Source organism: Catellatospora sp. NPDC049133 (genome assembly GCF_040648455.1).
In the GTDB taxonomy this organism is placed as follows: Bacteria; Actinomycetota; Actinomycetes; order Mycobacteriales; family Micromonosporaceae; genus Catellatospora; species Catellatospora aurea.
This window is the reverse complement of sequence record NZ_JBEZDT010000014.1, coordinates 148,771-167,264: the sequence shown is the minus strand read 5'-3', so window position 1 is coordinate 167,264 and position 18,494 is coordinate 148,771. Positions and strand designations below refer to the sequence as shown.

At 71.1% G+C, this 18,494-nt stretch carries 13 protein-coding genes and 1 pseudogene; 6 read left to right on the top strand and 8 right to left on the bottom strand.

The features are described from left to right. Positions 1-227: 227 nt before the first annotated feature. Together AB0B35_RS18365 and AB0B35_RS18360 are read right to left on the bottom strand one after the other, a co-directional pair. A complete protein-coding gene (locus AB0B35_RS18365) occupies positions 228-1,289 on the bottom strand; it encodes an aspartate-semialdehyde dehydrogenase (RefSeq protein WP_361046637.1) in 1,062 nt (353 codons plus the stop codon). A gap of 57 nt (positions 1,290-1,346) precedes the next feature. After that, entirely contained in the window at positions 1,347-2,612 is a 1,266-nt protein-coding gene (locus AB0B35_RS18360; RefSeq protein WP_360523857.1) for an aspartate kinase, read from the bottom strand. A 296-nt stretch (positions 2,613-2,908) separates the two neighbouring features. Here AB0B35_RS18360 and AB0B35_RS18355 point away from each other — a divergent pair, with 296 nt between their 5' ends. From AB0B35_RS18355 to leuA, 3 genes are all read left to right on the top strand, one after another. Beyond that, positions 2,909-3,685, top strand: coding sequence for a hypothetical protein (locus AB0B35_RS18355; RefSeq protein WP_360523854.1), 777 nt, complete (start codon positions 2,909-2,911; stop codon positions 3,683-3,685). Positions 3,686-3,836: 151 nt separating this feature from the next. After that, entirely contained in the window at positions 3,837-5,078 is a 1,242-nt protein-coding gene (locus tag AB0B35_RS18350; protein ID WP_361046635.1) for an MFS transporter, read from the top strand. Positions 5,079-5,350: 272 nt separating this feature from the next. Beyond that, on the top strand, positions 5,351-7,075 hold the full coding sequence (gene leuA, locus AB0B35_RS18345) for a 2-isopropylmalate synthase (protein WP_361046633.1): 1,725 nt from the start codon (positions 5,351-5,353) through the stop codon (positions 7,073-7,075). Positions 7,076-7,144: 69 nt separating this feature from the next. Here the strand turns inward: leuA and AB0B35_RS18340 are convergent, their stop codons facing one another. Next, positions 7,145-8,620: an MFS transporter gene (locus AB0B35_RS18340; protein WP_361046630.1), complete on the bottom strand. Its 1,476-nt coding sequence runs from the start codon at positions 8,618-8,620 to the stop codon at positions 7,145-7,147. Between the two features lie 134 nt (positions 8,621-8,754). On the opposite strand from AB0B35_RS18340, the gene AB0B35_RS18335 reads away from it, so the two are divergent. Further along, positions 8,755-9,384 carry an HNH endonuclease family protein gene (locus tag AB0B35_RS18335; protein ID WP_361046628.1) on the top strand — a complete coding sequence of 210 codons (630 nt, stop codon included), beginning with the start codon at positions 8,755-8,757 and terminating at the stop codon, positions 9,382-9,384. Positions 9,385-9,489: 105 nt separating this feature from the next. Further along, a pseudogene (locus AB0B35_RS18330) lies at positions 9,490-9,723 on the top strand (hypothetical protein); the annotation flags it as partial. Positions 9,724-9,730: 7 nt separating this feature from the next. Here AB0B35_RS18330 and AB0B35_RS18325 read toward each other — a convergent pair. Both AB0B35_RS18325 and AB0B35_RS18320 read right to left on the bottom strand, forming a co-directional pair. Beyond that, a complete protein-coding gene (locus AB0B35_RS18325) occupies positions 9,731-10,810 on the bottom strand; it encodes a hypothetical protein (protein WP_360523839.1) in 1,080 nt (359 codons plus the stop codon). Between the two features lie 182 nt (positions 10,811-10,992). Then, positions 10,993-12,663, bottom strand: a complete 1,671-nt coding sequence (locus AB0B35_RS18320; RefSeq protein ID WP_361046625.1) for an ABC transporter substrate-binding protein — start codon at positions 12,661-12,663, stop codon at positions 10,993-10,995. 247 nt (positions 12,664-12,910) lie between these two features. Between AB0B35_RS18320 and AB0B35_RS18315 the strand changes: the two genes are divergently transcribed. Further along, positions 12,911-15,124: a DNA polymerase III subunit gamma and tau gene (locus AB0B35_RS18315; RefSeq protein WP_361046623.1), complete on the top strand. Its 2,214-nt coding sequence runs from the start codon at positions 12,911-12,913 to the stop codon at positions 15,122-15,124. A 193-nt stretch (positions 15,125-15,317) separates the two neighbouring features. Here AB0B35_RS18315 and AB0B35_RS18310 read toward each other — a convergent pair whose 3' ends face one another. From AB0B35_RS18310 to AB0B35_RS18300, 3 genes are read right to left on the bottom strand one after another with little or no spacing between them, the layout of a single operon-like run. After that, a complete protein-coding gene (locus AB0B35_RS18310; RefSeq protein ID WP_361046620.1) occupies positions 15,318-16,334 on the bottom strand; it encodes an ABC transporter ATP-binding protein in 1,017 nt (338 codons plus the stop codon). Beyond that, positions 16,331-17,467: an ABC transporter ATP-binding protein gene (locus AB0B35_RS18305; RefSeq protein WP_361046618.1), complete on the bottom strand. Its 1,137-nt coding sequence runs from the start codon at positions 17,465-17,467 to the stop codon at positions 16,331-16,333. The genes AB0B35_RS18310 and AB0B35_RS18305 overlap by 4 nt, the downstream gene beginning before the upstream one ends. Then, positions 17,464-18,477, bottom strand: a complete 1,014-nt coding sequence (locus AB0B35_RS18300) for an ABC transporter permease (protein ID WP_203698492.1) — start codon at positions 18,475-18,477, stop codon at positions 17,464-17,466. Before AB0B35_RS18300 ends, AB0B35_RS18305 begins: the two co-directional genes overlap by 4 nt. Positions 18,478-18,494: the final 17 nt, after the last annotated feature.

Below are 18,494 nucleotides of genomic sequence, written 5' to 3'. Positions count from 1 at the left end.
CGGTCGGGTTCACGGCGGCCCGGCGTGCAACTGCTGGATCTAGAAGAGTTGTGGTCGCCGGGGCGACCACAACTCTTCTAGATCCGAGAATCGCCACCCGCCCGCGAGCGCCGCCCCAGACCGCCACGCGGTGCGCTGCCGCGTTGGCACAGCTCAACGCATGTCAGACGTTAAGAAGGGCACCTTCTTCAACGCGGAGCGTTAAGAAGGTGCCCTTCCTTCAACAACTAGCGGGAGAGGTCGGCGGCGAGGAGTTCGGCGATCTGGGCGGTGTTGAGGGCAGCGCCCTTGCGGAGGTTGTCGCCGGTCACGAAGAAGTCGAGGGCACGGGGGTCGTCGACGGAGCGGCGGATCCGGCCGACCCACGACGGGTCGGTGCCGACGGCGTCGATGGGCATGGGGAACTCCCCCGCCGCCGGATCGTCCACCACGATCACCCCAGGCGCGCCCTGCAGCACCTCACGGGCCCCGATGGCGTCGACCTCGGAACCGAAGACCGCGTGCACCGCGACCGAGTGCCCGGTGACCACGGGCACACGCACACACGTAGCGCTGACCTTCAGATCCGGCAGCCCCAGGATCTTGCGGGACTCGTTGCGCATCTTCAGCTCTTCGCTGGACCAGCCGCCGTCCTTGAGGGACCCCGCGAACGGCACCACGTTCAGCGCGACCGGCGCCGCGAACGGCCCCAGGTCGTCGCCGACGGCGTGCCGCACGTTGCCGGGCCGGGTGCCGAGCACCCGGTCCCCCGCGACCTTGGCGATCTGGTCGTGCAGGGTGTCCACCCCGATCTGCCCCGCCCCGGACACGGCCTGGTACGAGGCCAGCACCAGCTCCTTGAGGCCGTACGCGTTGTGCAGCGGGGCGATCGCCACGATCATCGCCAGGGTGGTGCAGTTGGCGTTGGCGATGATGCCCTTGGGCCGGTTGCGGATCTGCGCCGGGTTGATCTCGGGGACGACCAGGGGCACGTCCGGGTCCATCCGGAACGCGCCGGAGTTGTCGACCGCGACCGCGCCGCGGGCTGCCGCGATGGGCGCCCAGTAGGCGGAGACCTCGTCGGGCACGTCGAACATGGCGACGTCGACGCCGTCGAAGGCCCCCTCGGTGAGCGCGACGACCTCGACCTCCTGGCCGCGTACGAGCAGGCGGCGGCCGGCCGAGCGCGCGGACGCGACCAGCCGGATGTCGCCCCACACGTTGCGGCGGTTGCTGAGGATGTCGAGCATCACCGTGCCGACGGCGCCGGTGGCCCCGACGACGGCGAGGGTGGGCAGTTTGTGGCTCATGCCTTCTCCTCGCTCCAGGTGCGGCCGCCGGTTCGCTTGTTTCGCGGGTTCATCGCGCTACCGGCCGGTCCCGGCGTACACCACGGCCTCTTCGTCGCCGCCGAGTTCGAAGGCGTCGTGCACGGCGCGCACCGCGGCGTCGAGGTCGGTGTCGCGGCAGACCACCGAGATGCGGATCTCCGAGGTGGAGATGATCTCGATGTTGACCCCCGCGCGGGCCAGCGCCTCGCAGAAGGTGGCGGTGACGCCCGGGTTGGAGCGCATGCCCGCGCCGACCAGGGAAATCTTGCCGATGTGGTCGTCGTAGAGCAGGCCCTTGAAGCCGACCCGCTCCTGGATCTTCTGCAGGGCGGCCATCGCGGTGGGGCCGTCGTCCTTGGGCAGCGTGAAGGAGATGTCGGTGCGGCCGGAGGCCTCGGTGGAGACGTTCTGCACGATCATGTCGATGTTGATCTCGGCATCGGCCAGCGTGCGGAAGATCGACGCGGCCTCGCCCGGCTCGTCCGGCACGGAGACGATGGTGATCTTCGCTTCGTTCCGGTCGTGCGCGACGCCGGTGATGAGTGCCTGCTCCACGGAAAGGTCCTCCATTGATCCCGTCACCAGGGTGCCGGTGTTGTTCGAGTACGACGAGCGGACGTGGATCGGCAGCCCGAACCGGCGGGCGTACTCCACGCTGCGCAGGTGCAGGATCTTGGCGCCGGACGCGGCCAGCTCCAGCATCTCCTCATAGGTGATCTGGTCCACCTTGGCCGCGTTGGGCACGATGCGCGGGTCGGCGGTGTACACGCCGTCCACGTCGGTGTAGATCTCGCAGACGTCGGCCTTCAGCGCGGCGGCCAGCGCCACCGCGGTCGTGTCCGAGCCGCCGCGGCCGAGCGTGGTGATGTCCTTGGTGTCCTGGGCGACGCCCTGGAAGCCGGCCACGATCACGATCGCGCCCTCGTCGAGCGCGCCGCGCAGGCGGCCCGGGGTGACGTCGATGATGCGCGCCTTGCCGTGCACCGACGTGGTGATGACGCCGGCCTGCGATCCGGTGTACGAGCGCGCCTCGTAGCCGAGGTTGTGGATGGCCATGGCGAGCAGCGCCATCGAGATGCGCTCGCCGGCGGTGAGCAGCATGTCGAACTCGCGACCCGGAGGCAGCGGGCTGACCTGGTGCGCCAGGTCGATCAGCTCGTCGGTCGTGTCGCCCATCGCGGAGACGACCACGCAGACGTCGTTGCCGGCCTTCCGCGTCGCGACGATGCGCTCGGCGACCCGCTTGATCCGCTCAGCGTTGGCGACTGACGAGCCGCCGTACTTCTGCACGACGAGGGCCACGGTTGCACGGCTCCTCTCCACCTCAGGGACTAAAGACGCTTCAGCTTAGCGGCGGGTCCCGCCGCTCCTCGCGGGTCGATCCCAGCTGTCGGGCAGCGCCGCCCGGGAAAGTCCGAGATCCTCTTTCGTACGGCTCCCGTCGCCGCGCAGTCGCCCGCCTCCCCCGCATCGCCGCCGCAGGATTTAACGCTTGTGACGCGCGCCACAGACCGCGGGTTGCCTGATCATTCGGCGATCTTGTGTAGACCGGGGCGCGTCACGCCGGAGATGACGCACGTTGGGTTGAGAATGGGCGCGTGCGCCGGGCTCTCCTCTCCCTCTGTCTCATCGCCGCCTGCTGGTCGGTCTCCGCCTGCGGCGGCGACACGCCGGAGACCACGCCGACGTCGGCCGCCCCGGTCTCCACCGCGCTCCCCGAGCCGGCCGGGGCGCGAGCGCAGCTCGCCGCCCGCGCGGCCGCCGCCAAGGATCTGCGCCAGGTGGCGATGTACACCTTCAAGAGCCCGAAGCGCCCCGACCGCCGCGTGGTGGTCACCCGGGCCGTCGACGGCACCTGGCGCATCGACGTGCCCGGCGGGGCGCACGGCGGCGCGGTGGACATCGCGCTGGTCTTCGCGGCGAACACCCTGCACCAGTGCGCGCTGGCGGCGGGCAACCACCCGTACTCGGGGTGCGTGAAGATCAACGGGGCGCTGCCCGCGAAGGCCGACCTGAAGATCCAGCACCTGATCACGGACTGGCAGAACATGCTCACCGACCGGCGGCTCGCGATCGCCGTCGCCGAGGTCGCCCCGCTGCCCGGAGCCCGCGGCAAGTGCTACTCGGTGGAGTCGTCCGCGGCCAGCATGACGCTGCCGATGGACGCGGGCATCTACTGCTACGAGACCGACGGCACGCTCACCGCGGCCAAGGTCGCCTTCGGCACCCTGCTGCTGGAGGGAACTCCCGGGCTGGCTCCGCCGTCGGTGCAGCTGCCCGGCCCGGTGGTGCCCGGCAACCCGCTGCCGCTGAACGCGCCCCCGTCGCCGAAGCCGTCCGCCAGCACGACGGCCTCGCCCTCGCCGAAGGCCTGACCCGGAGCCCTGCGTCGCGGGCCAGGCCCTTAGCAGATCCGGCCGCGGCCCGCCGTCCCGCGCGCCCGGTTGTGTGGATCGGGTGAAGGAAAGCGCCGGATGGTGGATATCGGCTGGAGAAACCCGGCCGCATCAGGCTGGAATCGGTGCCATGGCCTTACGCGACAACCTCATCCCGCCGCCCGGACTCCCCCGCCGACTCGCCACCCAGAACCTGCTCTTCGGCGTCGGTGCGGGCACCTTCCTCACCGGCAGCGCCGTCTTCTTCACCCGGGTGGTCGGCCTGCGGCCGCACGAGATCGGCATCGGGCTGTCGCTGGCGGCGGCGATCGCGCTGGTCACCGCTGTGCCGCTGAGCGCGCTGACCGACCGGTTCGGCGCGCACCGGATGTGGACGGGCGGGGTCGTGGCCCAGGGCCTGCTCTTCGCGGCGTGGCCGTTCGCCCGGGGCTTCTGGAGCTTCCTGCTCGTCATCGCCTGCCTGGAACTGGTCGCCACGGTCGGCCAGGCCGGGCGCAACGTGTACCTGATCGAGGCGCTCGACCCGGAGACGCGGGTGCGCACGCAGGCGTTCTCCCGCTCCTGGCTGAACGTGGGCTGGTCGCTGGGGGCCGGACTGGCCGCGCTGGCACTGGCGATCGACACCGTCCCGGCGTACTACACGCTGGTCCTGCTCAACAGCGCGCTGTTGCTCGCCAACGCGTACTTCATCAGCCGCCTGCCGCGGGTGGAGCGGAGCGCGACCGCGACCGCCCGGCGGCGGGTCGGTGCGGTGTTCGCGGACCGGCCCTTCCTCGCCGTGACCGCGGTCTGCGCCGTGCTGACCTGCTACATGACCGTGCTGATGGAGGTGGCCCCCCTGTGGCTGCTGCACCGGACCGACGCGCCCAAGTGGTGGCTCGGCGTGATGACGGTGACGAACACGCTCATGGCCACGACGCTGCAGGTCGCGGTGACCAAGGGTGCGCACACCGTCGGTGGGGCGGCGGCGGCCTCCCGTCGGGCAGGCCTGGTGGCCGCGCTGGGCTGCCCGGTCTACCTGCTCACCGGAGCCACCAGTGGCGTCTGGACCATGGTGCTGCTGGTGCTGGCGACGATCCTGCTGACCATGGCCGAGCTGTGGCAGTCGGCCGGGGCCTGGACGTTCATGGCCGAACTGCCGCCGGCCGACCGGCGCGGGGAGTACATCGGCGCGTTCCGGATGGGCGGCTCCGCCCAGTCCATGATCGCTCCGGCGTCGCTGATCGCGCTGGCGGTGACCTCGGGCGGCTGGGGCTGGTTCGCCATCGCGGGGCTGTTCCTCGGCGCGGCGCTGCTGATCGGGCCCGCGGCCCGGCTGGCGGCCCGGTCCCGGGAACAACTGCCCAGCGTGCCGGCCCCGGTGCCTGCCTGACGGGACACGGCGTCCCATTTCGTGGACAGCGTGCCCGAACGGCGATCTATGGGCGTACAGTTGCCGACATCATGTGCTGCGTGAGCCTCCTGCTTCGCCGCCGCGACGAGGTCTGACCGACCGGCACCTCGTCGCGGAGTAGCGACGTGCGCTCGCCCGCTGGTCCCTCCACGTTTCTGGTTGACCGCAGAAGTTGCCGGTTCAACGAATCTTGATAGCGGCCGATGTTCCCTTGGGCACAATCCGCCGCTGGACCACGCGCGAAACACATGATGTCTAGGAGCATGGAAGCCATGTCTGCTGCTGCTCAGCGCCCCAGCAAGATGCCGTACCAGCGTTACCGCGGCTACCACGAACAGTTCCAGGTAGAGGTGCCGGACCGCGCCTGGCCGACCCGCCGCGTCACGGCCGCCCCGCAGTGGTGCGCGGTGGACCTGCGCGACGGCAACCAGGCCCTGATCGACCCGATGTCCCCCGACCGCAAGCGCCGCATGTTCGAGCTGCTGGTGCGGATGGGATACAAGGAGATCGAGGTCGGTTTCCCGGCGGCCAGCGAGACCGACTTCTCGTTCGTGCGGCAGCTCATCGAGGAGCAGCTGATCCCGGACGACGTGACCATCCAGGTGCTGGTCCAGTGCCGCGAGCACCTGATCGAGCGGACCTTCGAGAGCCTGCGGGGCGCGAAGCGGGCGATCGTGCACTTCTACAACTCGACCTCCACGCTGCAGCGCGAGGTGGTGTTCGGCCTGGACAAGGACGGCATCACCGCGATCGCGACGGACGGCGCGCGGATGTGCCAGAAGTACGCCGAGATCATCACCCCGGACACCGAGATCCGGTACGAGTACTCCCCCGAGTCCTACACCGGCACCGAGCTGGAGTACGCGCTGGAGGTGTGCTCGGCGGTCATCGAGGTCATCGACCCGACCCCGGACCGCCCCCTGATCATCAACCTGCCCGCCACCGTCGAGATGGCGTCGCCGAACGTGTACGCCGACTCGATCGAGTGGATGGACCGCCGCCTGCCGCGCCGCGACTCGGTCATCCTGAGCCTGCACCCGCACAACGACCGGGGCACCGGTGTCGCCGCCGCCGAGCTGGGCCTGCTGGCCGGCGCGGACCGGATCGAGGGCTGCCTGTTCGGCAACGGCGAGCGCACCGGCAACGTCGACCTGGTCACGCTGGGCCTGAACCTGTTCAGCCAGGGCATCGACCCGCAGATCGACTTCACCGGCATCGACGAGATCAAGCGCGCCGTGGAGTACTGCAACCAGCTGCCCGTGCACGAGCGCCACCCGTACGCCGGGGACCTGGTCTACACGGCGTTCTCCGGCTCGCACCAGGACGCGATCAAGAAGGGCCTGGACGCGCACGCCCGCAAGGCCGGCAAGGCCGGGGTGCCGGTCGAGCAGTTCGAGTGGGCGGTGCCGTACCTGCCGATCGACCCGAAGGACCTGGGACGCTCGTACGAGGCCGTGATCCGGGTGAACTCGCAGTCCGGCAAGGGCGGGGTCGCGTACATCATGAAGTCCGAGCACCAGCTGGACCTGCCGCGCCGCCTGCAGATCGAGTTCTCGGGCGTCATCCAGCGCCGCACCGACGACGCCGGTGGCGAGGTCACGCCCGCCGAGATGTACGCCGCGTTCGCCGACGAGTACCTGACCGACCGCCGCCTGGCGGTGCGCTCGTACTCGGTGGCCACCGTCGACGGCAAGGTGGAGCTGGTCGCGGAGGCCGATCTGGACGGCGGCGCCTGTCGCCTGACCGGTGTCGGCAACGGCCCGATCGACGCGTTCATCCATGCGCTGAGCGACCACGGGGTGAGTGTGCGGGTGCTGGACTACGCCGAGCACGCGCTGACCTCCGGCGGCGACGCCCAGGCCGCCGCGTACGTCGAGTGCGACGTGGACGGCGAGACCCGCTGGGGCGTCGGCGTCGACGCCAACATCGTCACCGCCTCCCTGAAGGCCGTGGCCAGCGCCGTCAACCGCCACTGACCCCGAAAGCGAAGGAAGGGCACCTTCTACAACGCGGAGCGTTAAGAAGGTGCCCTTCCTTTCGTCCGGTCAGGGGCAGCGGCCGCGTTGGAGAACCTGGGGGAGGTGCTCGGCGGGGGGTGGGCGGTCGGGGCGGTCCAGGCGGACCTTGCCGCAGACGAACAGCGCCAGGACGGCGGCGACGACCATCGCCCCCGCGCACCACATGCCCGCGTCGTAGAACGCCGAGCCCAGGGCCGCGCCGTTCTCGTACTCCTCACCCGACAGGCCCACCACCAGCGGCAGCGCCGCCACGGCGAGCAGCGAACCGGCCCGTGCGGCGGTGTTGTTGACGCCGCTGGCGACCCCGGCGAAGCGCACCTCGACGGCGGACAGCACCGAGGCGGTCAGCGGCGCGACGAGCAGCGTCAGCCCGATCCCGTAGGCGAGCACGCCGGGCAGGATCCCGGTCCAGTAGTTCACCCCGGGAGTGATCTCGCGGATCAGCAGCACGCCGACCGCGCAGCACAGCGGGCCGACCGTCAGCTGCAGCTTCGGGCCGAACTTCGTGGCCGCCGCGCCGGACAGCTCCGAGCCGAGCAGCATCAGCAGCGTCATCGGCAGCGTGGCCAGGCCCGCCTCCAGCGCGTCGTAGCCGAGCCCGGTCTGCAGGTGGATGACGAGCAGGAAGAAGAAGCCGCCGAACGCGCCGTAGGTCAGCACCGTGTAGAGGTTGAGCACGGAGAACACCCGTGAGCTGAACAGCCGCAGCGGCATCATCGCGCCCATCGCCCGGGCCCGTTCCACCAGCAGGAAAGCGATCGCCGCGGCCAGGCCGACCGCGAATCCGCCCAGCACCGGGACCGAGACGAACCCGCGCTCCGGCCAGGCGATCAGGGCGTAGGTGACGCCGCCCAGCGCGGTCGCGCCGAGCAGCGCTCCGGCCACGTCGAAGTGCTGCGTCGACGCGCTGTTCCGGCTCTCCGGGACGTACGCCTTGCTCAGCCAGACGACGGCCGCCGCCAGCGGCAGGTTGATCAGGAAGATCCAGCGCCAGGAAGCCTGGTCGATGAGCACTCCGCCGACGAACGGGCCGAGCGCGGTGGTCGTGCCGGCCAGGCCGGACCAGGCGCCGATGGCGCGCGCCCGGTCCTCCTCCCGGAACGACGACTGCAGCAGGGCGAGCGAGCCGGGCGCCAGCAGCGCCCCGCCCATACCCTGCACCACCCGCGCCGCGATCAGCGTCTCCACGTTCGGCGCGATGCCGCACACCAGCGAGGCCAGGGTGAACCAGACGACGCCGGTGACGAATATCCGACGCCGCCCGAGGCGATCCCCGAGCGCTCCACCGAGCAGCACGAACGAGGCCAGCGTCAGGGTGTACCCGTTGATCACCCACTGCAGCTGCGCCAGGCTCGCGCCCAGCTCCCGCCCGAGCGTCGGCAATGCCACGTTGACCACGGTGGAGTCGAGGAAGGCCATGCCTGAGGCCAGCACCGCCGCGGCGAGCGTGCCCCGCCCGGCGGCACTGCCCATGCGCAGCCCGGCCGCCTCCATTCGGTCCATTGTCGTCCCCGGTCGGCCCGCCGCGCCGGGGAACGCGAAGGTGAGGGATACGTGGTGATGGTGAGGACTGCTCGTATGGTGAGCGGGTGCGATCCCCCAAACCCCCCAGACGTGCCAGAGTCCTCCTACTCCTGGTGGCGGCCGTCGCGGCCGCCGCGACCAGCACCGCGTGCGACCCGGCCACCACTCCGGCCGGCCCCGCCAAGCCCGGCGGCGTCAACGTCGACCCGAACGCGGGCAGCAACGCGCTCGCTTCGCTGTCCAACCTGAAGGTCGCCGCGGCGCGGCCGATGACCGGGTACACGCGGGAGAAGTTCCCGCACTGGAACAAGGCCGGGTCCAACTGCGACGTGCGGGACACCGTGCTCGCCCGGGACGGCAAGAAGGTCAAGCTGGACGGCTGCAACGTCACCGGCGGCGAGTGGTCCAGCGTGTACGACGGCCTGAAGACCACCGACCCGCTCAAGGTCGACATCGACCACATGGTGCCGCTGGCCAACGCCTGGCGGTCCGGAGCGGACGAGTGGACCAACGAGAAGCGCTCGCAGTTCGCGAACGACCTGGACCGGCCGCAGCTGTTCGCGGTGTCGGCGACCAGCAACCGGTCCAAGGGCGACCAGGACCCGTCGCAGTGGAAGCCGCCAAGCAAGGACTATTGGTGCACTTATGCGCAACAATGGATCACGGTGAAGACCTACTGGAAGCTCACCGTGACCACGGCCGAGAAGGCCGCCCTGACCGACATGCTGGGGACCTGTGTATGAGTGAGCACGGCGAGCGTCGCGCATGAGCGAGCGCAGCGAGCGAATCATGAGCACCGGTGGTCATGCGGTGAAGCCGCGAAGCGGGTTCACCGCATGACCGGGCTGACCACGAACATCATGGCCGGGCCTGGCGGTGTCATGACCGACGAGGTGGGCGTGGTCACCGGTGAGCTGACGCTCGCCACGGAGCTGGGCGGCGACGGCACCGCCCGGCTCCGCGTGCAGTACCTGGGCGCCGAGGAGTGGTACACGGTGACCGGCGCGACCGTGCCGGTCACCGACCCCGCCCAGGCCCTGCACCTGCTGGCCGTGGGCCTGCTGAACCGCCCCGAGGGCTGAGCGGCCCTCAGGCCCGGTCGGCGGCCCGCTTGCGCAGGGCCAGCGCGATGCTGGTCCCGACGATGAACAGGGCCAGCAGGGAGTACGCCAGGATGCCGGTCACCTCGTCGATGAAGCTGTACGGCTCCTCGGCTGCCAGTTCGTCCTGCACCGCCACCGGCACGTGCTCGGGCTCGGTCAGCGCGACCGCCTGGTTCTCGCCTTCCATCCCGTCCACGGCCGGATCGGCCGCCACGGCCCGCGGCGCGGGGGCGGCGAACACGTCGCTGCGGGTGCCCGGCAGGTGCCGGGTGCAGCGGCCGGTGTCGTACACGCAGACCATGTAGACGGCCAGGTTGTCGGTGACGATCCGGTCGTAAGCGCCCTCGACCGTCATCGCCACGTGCGGCTCCGCCGGGGACGCCTCGGCCAGGCGCATGGTGAAGGCGAGCCGCCGGGACTGCCCCGCCGGCAGTTCGACGAGGCAGGCGTCGCCGTCGTCCTGGGGGCAGTCGGACCAGGTCACGTCGTCGAACCCGGCCGCGACGGGATCGGCGATCCGCAGCCGGGCGGGCACCGGGCCGGTGTTGCGGTAGAGCACGCCGAGGTGCGCGGTGTCCCCGGTGTGCAGGTCCACCCGTGGCTGCTCGGCGGTCGCCGCGACGTCGACGTACGGTGGCGGCGAGATCTCGACCCCGAACGTGCCGACCGCCGCGGGCACCCCGACGCCCCGGGCGCTGACGGACACCGTGCCCGCCGCGCCCTCCGGGGCGTTCTTGCGGGCGCGCAGGTCCAGCCGGATGGAGAAGCCCTGCCCGGGGCTGATCCGGTCGACCTTGCAGGTGGCTGTGGTCTTGGTGTGGTCGCACCAGTCCGCCGACGCGAGTTCGACCCGCTGGGCGAGCCCGCCGGTCAGCCGCACCTGCAGCACGACCTTGCCGATGTCGTGGCCGGTGGTGTTCTTCAGGCTGACCGCGGTGTCGCCGCCGCCGAGTTCGGTCGCCCCGGCCGCGGCCGGCAGGTCGAGCTTGAGCCCGTCCGCGGCCGGGGCGGCGGCTGCGGGCAGCCCGGCGGCGAGGCCCAGCGCTGCCCCGAATGCGACGGTCATCCAGGCACGAACCACGATTCCCCCATCGAGCGCGGCACGTCGGCCGGGCGCGTTGCGCGGCCCGCACGACGCGGGTCGATTTGCTTTGGCAAGGTGGCAGGCTACCGCGTATCAGTCGATAAGCGGACATTACGCCCGATGCGACACGCGACGTTCCCGCGAGGGGGCCAACCCGGCCAGGCTCAGGTGAACAGCGCGGCGGCGAAGTCCTCGTCGGTGAGCGGGCTCGGCGTGATCCCGGTCAGGTTCTTGTCCAGCACCAGCGCGTCCGGCCCGTGCACCAGCGGCACGGCGGGCAGCAGCTCCAGCAGCCGCGCGTTCAGCTGCTCGTACAGCGGGCGGCGCCGGACCGGGTCGCCGATCCCGTCGACCTCCTTGAGCCGGGCGAACAGGTCGGCGTCGGTGAACCCGAACTCGGCGGTGGGCTTGGCGAACAGCTGGCCCATGAAGTCGTAGGCCTCGCCGTAGTTGCCGGTCACGCCGTACAGGTGCAGGTCATGGGCCTTGCCCTTGGACACCGTGTTGAGGTAGGCGGGCGTCCACCGCTGCTCGATCCCCTCGACCTCGATCCCGGCCGCGCGCAGGTCGGCGGCGAGCAGCTCGAAGATCTTCTTCGGGTCGGGCAGGTACGGCCGGGTCACGTCGCGTGGGTAGTGGAAGCGCAGTTTCAGCCCGCTGCCGTAGCCCGCGGCTGCCAGCAGCTCCTTCGCCTTCGCCGGATCGTGCGGGTAGGCCGCGACGTCGGGGTTCCAGCCGGGGAGCAGCTCGGGGTGGAAGTTCAACGCGAGCTTGGCGCCCTCCGGAAACGCCTCGGCGAGCAGGCGCTGCCGGTCGACGGCGTACGCGATCGCCTGGCGCACCTCGGGCTTGGCCAGGGCCGGGTTGCCGCTCTGGTTGATGCCCAGGTAGAGCGTGTTGAACGCGGGGCGGGTCAGCACGTGGAAGCCCTGCTCGGCGAGCGGCTTGCGATCCTCGAACGCGACCAGGTCGTATCCGTCGATCTTTCCGTCGAGCAGCGCCTGCTTGCGCCGCCCCGCCTCGACGGTCTGGAAGACCAGGTGCTTCACCTTGGCGGCGGTGCCGTGGTAACCGTCGAACGCCTCCAGCTCCACCTTGCGCCCCGCTTTGTCCCAGGACACGAAGCGGTAGGGCCCGGTGCCGACCGGGCTGTTCCCGTACGCCGGGTAGCGGCTGCCCGCGACGGGCTTGTCCGCCTGCTGCTCGCGCAGCGCCTTCGGGCTGGAGATGGCGAACGACGGCAGGGTGAAGGCGGCCGGGAAGCGGCTGCTCGGCCGAGTGAGCGCGATCTGGGCGGTGGCCGGGTCGGCGGCCGTGCACGACTTGAACAGGCTCGCCCCGAGCCGGCTCGACGCGTTCTTGGCGAAGCCGCCGAAGACCGCCTGCCAGGCCGCGCTGATGTCGCCCGCCTGCAGCGCGGCCGGGAAGCGGTGCCAGCGGTCGAAGTTGGCGCAGACCGCTGCGGCGTCGAGGGCGGTGCCGTCGTGGAACTTCACACCCTGCCGGAGGCGGAAGGTCCAGACCGTGCCCGTGCCGTCGACGGAGAAGCTCTCCGCCAGGCCCGGGGCGGCCACTGCGGCCCCGGGCTCGGCCTGGACCAGGGTTTCCAGCACCTGCCTCGTGATGCGTAGCGACTCCGCGTCGGGCGACAGCGCCGGGTCCAGGATGCGGATCTGGCCCATGGCGAAGACCAGGGTGTCCTCGGTGCTCACGGCGGGGGGCGCGCTCGACGCCGGGGCTGCCGGGTCGCCGTCGTCGTCGGTGCAGCCGGCGGCGAGCAGCAGCGCCGCCGCCGTGGCCGTCGCCGACCAGATCCGCCACCGTCGCGCGCGCATCGCGGCCACCTCTGTCCTATTTGCGTGATTACTCGACGACACAGGGTCACCCTGGGCCGACCCTAACGGCCGTCGATGTGTGGCCGCACGGGCGAGCGGGCAAGTGATACCGAACCGTTGTTCGGAATCGGCCCGGACAGCGGTGACATATCGCCCAGCACCCCCACAGCGCGCGCCGGTCCAGCAGGGCGATGGTCAGACCTGCGCGGTACGGTAGCGGGCGACGTTCGTAGGAGGTGTACGCCCCGTGGCGCTGGCGCTGTATCGCAGGTACCGGCCTCGCACCTTCGCCGAGGTGATCGGCCAGGACCATGTCACCGAGCCGCTCATCCAGGCGCTCAAGAGCGGTCGGCTGAACCACGCCTACCTCTTCTCCGGCCCCCGCGGCTGCGGCAAGACCTCCAGCGCGCGCATCCTGGCCCGCTCGCTGAACTGCACCCAGGGCCCGACCCCCGAGCCGTGCGGCGAGTGCGAGTCGTGCAAGGCGCTGGCACCCGACGGCGCGGGCTCGATCGACGTGATCGAGATCGACGCGGCCAGCCACGGCGGTGTCGACGACGCCCGCGAGCTGCGCGAGCGCGCTTTCTTCGCGCCCGCGATCAGCCGCTACAAGATCTACATCATCGACGAGGCGCACATGGTCTCGTCGGCCGGCTTCAACGCGCTGCTGAAGCTCGTCGAGGAGCCGCCGGACTACGTCAAGTTCATCTTCGCCACCACCGAGCCGGAGAAGGTGCTCGGCACCATCCGCTCGCGCACCCACCACTACCCGTTCCGCCTCATCCCGCCGAGCGCGCTCCGCCCGTACCTGGAGCAGCTCTGCCAGCTCGAGGGCGTCGCGGTGGAGCCGCTGGTGCTGCCGCTGGTGGTGCGGGCGGGCGGTGGTTCGGCCCGGGACAGCCTCTCCGTGCTCGACCAGCTCATCGCGGGCTCCGGCCCGGACGGGGTGACCTACGCCCGCGCGGTGGCGCTGCTCGGGGTCACCGACAATGCGCTCATCGACGAGATGGTCGACGCGCTGGCCGCGAGCGACGGCGCGGCCGCGTTCGGGGCCATCGACCGGGTCGCCGAGGCCGGCCACGACTCCCGCCGATACGCCAACGACCTGCTGGAACGGCTGCGTGATCTGATCATCCTGCGGCAGGTGCCGGACGCCGCCGCCAAGGGCCTGATCGACGTGCCGGAGGAGCAGCTCACGCGGATGCAGGCGCAGGCGACCCAGCTCGGCTCGGCGACCCTGTCCCGCTGCGCGGACATCGTGGCCAACGGCCTGGTGGAGATGCGCGGCGCGACCTCGCCACGGCTGCTGCTCGAACTGATCGCGGCCCGCATGCTGCTGCCCGCCGCCGACGAGTCGGGCGCCGCCCTGCTCCAGCGCCTGGAGCGGCTGGAGACCGGCTTCGTGCCCGGCGCGGCCGCCCGCCCGGCCACCGACACCCCGGCCCGCGCCCAGGCCGAGCCGGGCCATGCCCAGCGCGACACCGGCGCCGCTCCCGACGCGCCGAGCGCCGCTCCGGCTGCCACGGGCCGCGAGGCCGCGCGGGCCGCAGCGGCCAGCGCCGCCGCCGGACACGACCGGGCGGGCACCGGCCGCGAAGCCGCTCGGGCCGCAGCGCCCGAGAGTCCCGGCACGGCCTCGCGTCCCGGGGTGGTCTCGCCCGACGGCGGCCCCGTCCGACAGCCGGCGACGGCCCAGGCCGACGGTGCTGCCCGCCAGGCGGCCGACTCCTGGGCCGCGGCCGAACCGGCCCGCGTGCCCGAGTCCGCTGCTCCCGCGCAGCCCGCCCGGACACCCGCACCCGCTGCGGCAAGCGCCCCTGCGGGCGGGACCGACGATGCCACCGCGGTGCGCCGGTCGTGGGACGAGATCGTGCGCATGGTGGGCCGCAGCAGCAAGAAGGCGGCGGCGTTCGCCCGCGAGGCGGTGGTCCGCGACATCGACGGCAACACGCTGGTGCTGCTGTTCAAACACAAGATCCATGCGAACGGGGTGGAGAACGACCCCGCCCCGCTGATGGAGGCGGTGCACCAGGTGCTGGGCGGCAAGTGGCAGTTGCGCTGCGAGGTCGGCGGGGATCCCCGTGCCGCGTCGCGTGCCGCGGCCGCCGCCCCGGCCTCAGCGCCGCCCCGCAGTGCGCCGCCGAAGGCCGCCGCCCCGGCCCGCGCGCCCGCACCCGCCGCCGACGACTGGCCGACCCCGGCCCGCGTCGGCGGTGCGGCCCCGGCCGCTCCCGCACAGCAGACGGGCCGCCGCGCGCCGGTCGTCGACGACGGCCCCCCGCTGGAGGAGCCGCCCTACGACCCGGAGTACGACGGCCCGCCGCCGCGCACCATCGAGGGCTTCGATCCCGGCGACGAGCCGACCGACGAGATCGTCGACGCGACCGTCGCCCGGCAGACCACCGAGCAGGCCGCCGTCGACTCCCTCCGCCGCAGCTTCAACCTCGAAAAACTCGACTGACCCGCCCCGCCTGGCCCTCGCCCGCCGTCCCGCGCGGGCCGGAAACCGCGCAACCCCCGCCGCGACTCTTGAAGAGTCGCGGTCATGAGCCGGCGTGAGGCCCGGCTCTTCAAGAGTTGCGGCAGGTGGTGGGGGCGGGGCAGACGGCGAAGGCCCCGCGGTGTGGACCGCGGGGCCTTCGACATGGGGTGGGTCAGCGCTTCTCGCCCAGTGCCATCGGGAAGTGGCAGGCGGCCAGGTGGCCGGGGCCGTCGTCGCCGTGGCGGGCCAGCGGTGGCGGTGTCGTGGCGCAGATGTCCTGCGCCTTCCAGCATCGGGTGCGGAACCGGCAACCCGACGGCGGGTTGATCGGGCTGGGCACGTCGCCAGTGAGCAGGATGCGCTCCCGCTGGTCGCCCTGCCGCCGGCGCGGGTCGGGCACCGGCACCGCCGACAGCAGCGCGGCCGTGTACGGGTGCCGCGGCGCCTTGTACAGCGACTCCCGGTCCGCGATCTCGACGATCTTGCCCAGATACATCACCGCGACCCGGTCGGAGATGTGGCGCACCACCGACAGGTCGTGCGCGATCACGACGTAGGTCAGGCCGAGCTCGGTCTGCAGGTCCTCCAGCAGGTTGACTACCTGCGCCTGGATGGACACGTCCAGCGCCGACACCGGCTCGTCCGCGATGATCATCTTCGGCTTCAGGGCCAGCGTGCGGGCGATGCCGATGCGCTGGCGCTGGCCGCCGGAGAACTCGTGCGGGTAGCGGTTGTAGTGCTCGGGGTTGAGGCCGACCAGCTCCAGCAGCTTCTGCACCTCGCGCTTGACCCCGAGCTCGGTCTTGACCCCCTGGATCCGGAACGGCGCGCCGACGATGGCTCCGACCGTGTGCCGGGGGTTCAGCGACGAGTACGGGTCCTGGAAGATCATCTGCAGGTCGCGCCGGAACGGACGGAGCCGCCCCTGCGACATGTGCGAGATGTCCCGGCCCTCGAACGTGATGCTGCCGCTGGTCGGCTCGATGAGCCTGGTCAGCAGCCGACCGGTGGTCGTCTTGCCGCAGCCCGACTCACCGACCAGGCCGAGCGTCTCACCCGGCAGCACGTCGAAGTCGAGCCCGTCCACGGCCTGCACCGCGCCGACCTTGCGGCGCAGCACACCCTTGTGGATCGGAAAGTGCTTCTGCAGGCCGCGCACCGACAGCAGGGCGTTGTCCGAGTTGCTCATGCTGTCTCCTCGCTGTGCTCTTCAGAGGCGGAGGGCAGGGCGGACATGTCCGCCACCGCGAGCCCGCCGGTGCCCTCCAGGGTCGGCTTGATCTCGTTGAGCCAGATCTGCTGACGCACCTGCGCGGGCATGTGGCAGCGCACCCGGTGGCCGCTGGTGCCGGTGAGCTGCAGCTCGGGCACGACCGTGTCGCTGGCGCCGCCGGTGCGCCCGTCGAAGGCGCAGCGCGGGTGGAAGGCGCAGCCGGACGGCACGTTGATCAGCGACGGCGGGGTGCCCTTGATGGGCAGCAGCCGCTCGGTGACCGGCTGGTCCAGGCGCGGCATCGAGCCGAGCAGACCCCAGGTGTACGGGTGCTCGGGGTTCTCGAAGATCTCCGTGGCGGTGCCGTACTCGATGCACTTGCCGCCGTACATGACCAGCACGTCGTCGGCGAGTTCGGCGGTGACACCCAGGTCGTGCGTGATGATGATCAGCGCGGAGTTGAACTCCTGCTGCAGGTCACGCATGAGGTCGAGGATCTGCGCCTGCACCGTCACGTCGAGGGCCGTGGTCGGCTCGTCGGCGATCAGCAGCTCGGGGTCGCAGGACAGCGCCATCGCGATCATCGCGCGCTGCCGCATGCCGCCGGAGAACTGGTGCGGGTAGTCGTCGACGCGCCGGTCCGGCTGCGGGATGCCGACCCGGGCCAGCAGGTCGATCGCGTGCTTGCGGGCGACCTTCTTGGACACCTTGTGGTGCACCCGGTACGCCTCGATGATCTGCGCGCCGACGGTGTAGTACGGGTGCATCGCCGACAGCGGGTCCTGGAAGATCATCGCCATCCGCTTGCCGCGCAGCCCGCGCACGGTCTCCGGCGACGCGCCGACCAGTTCCTGGCCGTCCAGCCAGATCTCGCCCGACATCTTGGCGTTGCCGCGGTGGTAGATGCCGAGGATGCCCAGGCTGGACACCGACTTGCCGGAGCCCGACTCGCCCACGATGCCGAGCGTCTTGCCCCGCTCCAGGGAGAAGGTCAGCCCGTCCACGGACTTGACGACGCCGTCGTCGGTCGGGAAGTGAATCTTCAGGTCGCGCAGTTCGAGGAACGGCCGCGCGGTGGGATCCTGCCGAGGAGAGATCACAGTGTTCATGACAGCCTCACCCGCGGGTCGACCACCGCGTAGAGCATATCGACGATCAGGTTGGCGACGACGACGAAGAACGCCGCGAACATCGTCACGCCCATGATCTGGGGGAAGTCCTGCTTGTTGATGGCGTCGATGGCGAAGTAGCCGAGGCCCTTGAGCCCGAACGTGCTCTCCGTGAGGATCGCGCCGCCGAGCAGCAGGCCGACGTCGAGGCCGAAGATCGTGATGATGGGGGTCAGCGCGGCGCGCAGGCCGTGCTTGGTGACCACCACCCGCTCATGCAGGCCCTTGGCCCGCGCGGTGCGGATGAAGTCCTCGCCCATCGTGTCGAGCATGCCGGCCCGGGTGAACCGGGCGTACGCCGCGGCGTTCAGCATCGCCAACGTGATCCAGGGCAGGATCAGGCTGTACGCCCATTCACCTGGATCGTCGGTGAAGTTGACGTAGGTGCCGCCAGGCGCGGTCAGGTCGAACTGGTAGCTGAAGAAGTACAGGAACATCAGGCCGGTGAAGTACGGCGGCAGCGACACACCCGCCAGCGCGCCCGTCATCGCGGCCCGGTCGAAGAAGCTGCCCTTGCGCAGCGCGCTCAGCACGCCGACCGCGACACCGGTGAGCAGCCAGAGGATCGAAGCGCCGACGGTCAGCGAGACGGTGACCGGAAGCCGGTCGACCAGGTCGTCCCAGACGGCGTGGTTGGTGCGGAAGGAGTAGCCGAAGCAGGGAGCGGCGCAGTGCTCGATGCCCGTGCCGTAGTCGTAGTCGGTGCCGACGAAGACTGCCTTGATCCAGTTCCAGTACTGCAGCCAGAGCGGGTCGTAGAAACCCAGCTTCTCGGCGAACACCTGCTGGGCGTGCGCGTCGGCGGTTCGGCTGAGGTATCGCGCGGCGAAGGTCTCGGGCGTGGCGCCGGCGAGGCGCGGAAGCCCGAAGAAGATCAGGAATGTCGAGATGCTGACCACGAAGAGCATCAGCGCCGCGCCGATGGTCCGGCGGATGAAGAAAGTGACCACGATTTCGGCTTGGGCAG

Bases quoted from the DNA above. Each gene is read 5' to 3' on its own strand.
- AB0B35_RS18365 (WP_361046637.1), bottom strand. From the start codon at position 1,289: ATGAGCCACAAACTGCCCACCCTCGCCGTCGTCGGGGCCACCGGCGCC.
- AB0B35_RS18350 (WP_361046635.1), top strand. From the start codon at position 3,837: ATGGCCTTACGCGACAACCTCATCCCGCCGCCCGGACTCCCCCGCCGA.
- leuA (WP_361046633.1), top strand. From the start codon at position 5,351: ATGTCTAGGAGCATGGAAGCCATGTCTGCTGCTGCTCAGCGCCCCAGC.
- AB0B35_RS18340 (WP_361046630.1), bottom strand. From the start codon at position 8,620: ATGGACCGAATGGAGGCGGCCGGGCTGCGCATGGGCAGTGCCGCCGGG.
- AB0B35_RS18325 (WP_360523839.1), bottom strand. From the start codon at position 10,810: ATGACCGTCGCATTCGGGGCAGCGCTGGGCCTCGCCGCCGGGCTGCCC.
- AB0B35_RS18320 (WP_361046625.1), bottom strand. From the start codon at position 12,663: ATGCGCGCGCGACGGTGGCGGATCTGGTCGGCGACGGCCACGGCGGCG.
- AB0B35_RS18310 (WP_361046620.1), bottom strand. From the start codon at position 16,334: ATGAGCAACTCGGACAACGCCCTGCTGTCGGTGCGCGGCCTGCAGAAG.
- AB0B35_RS18305 (WP_361046618.1), bottom strand. From the start codon at position 17,467: ATGAACACTGTGATCTCTCCTCGGCAGGATCCCACCGCGCGGCCGTTC.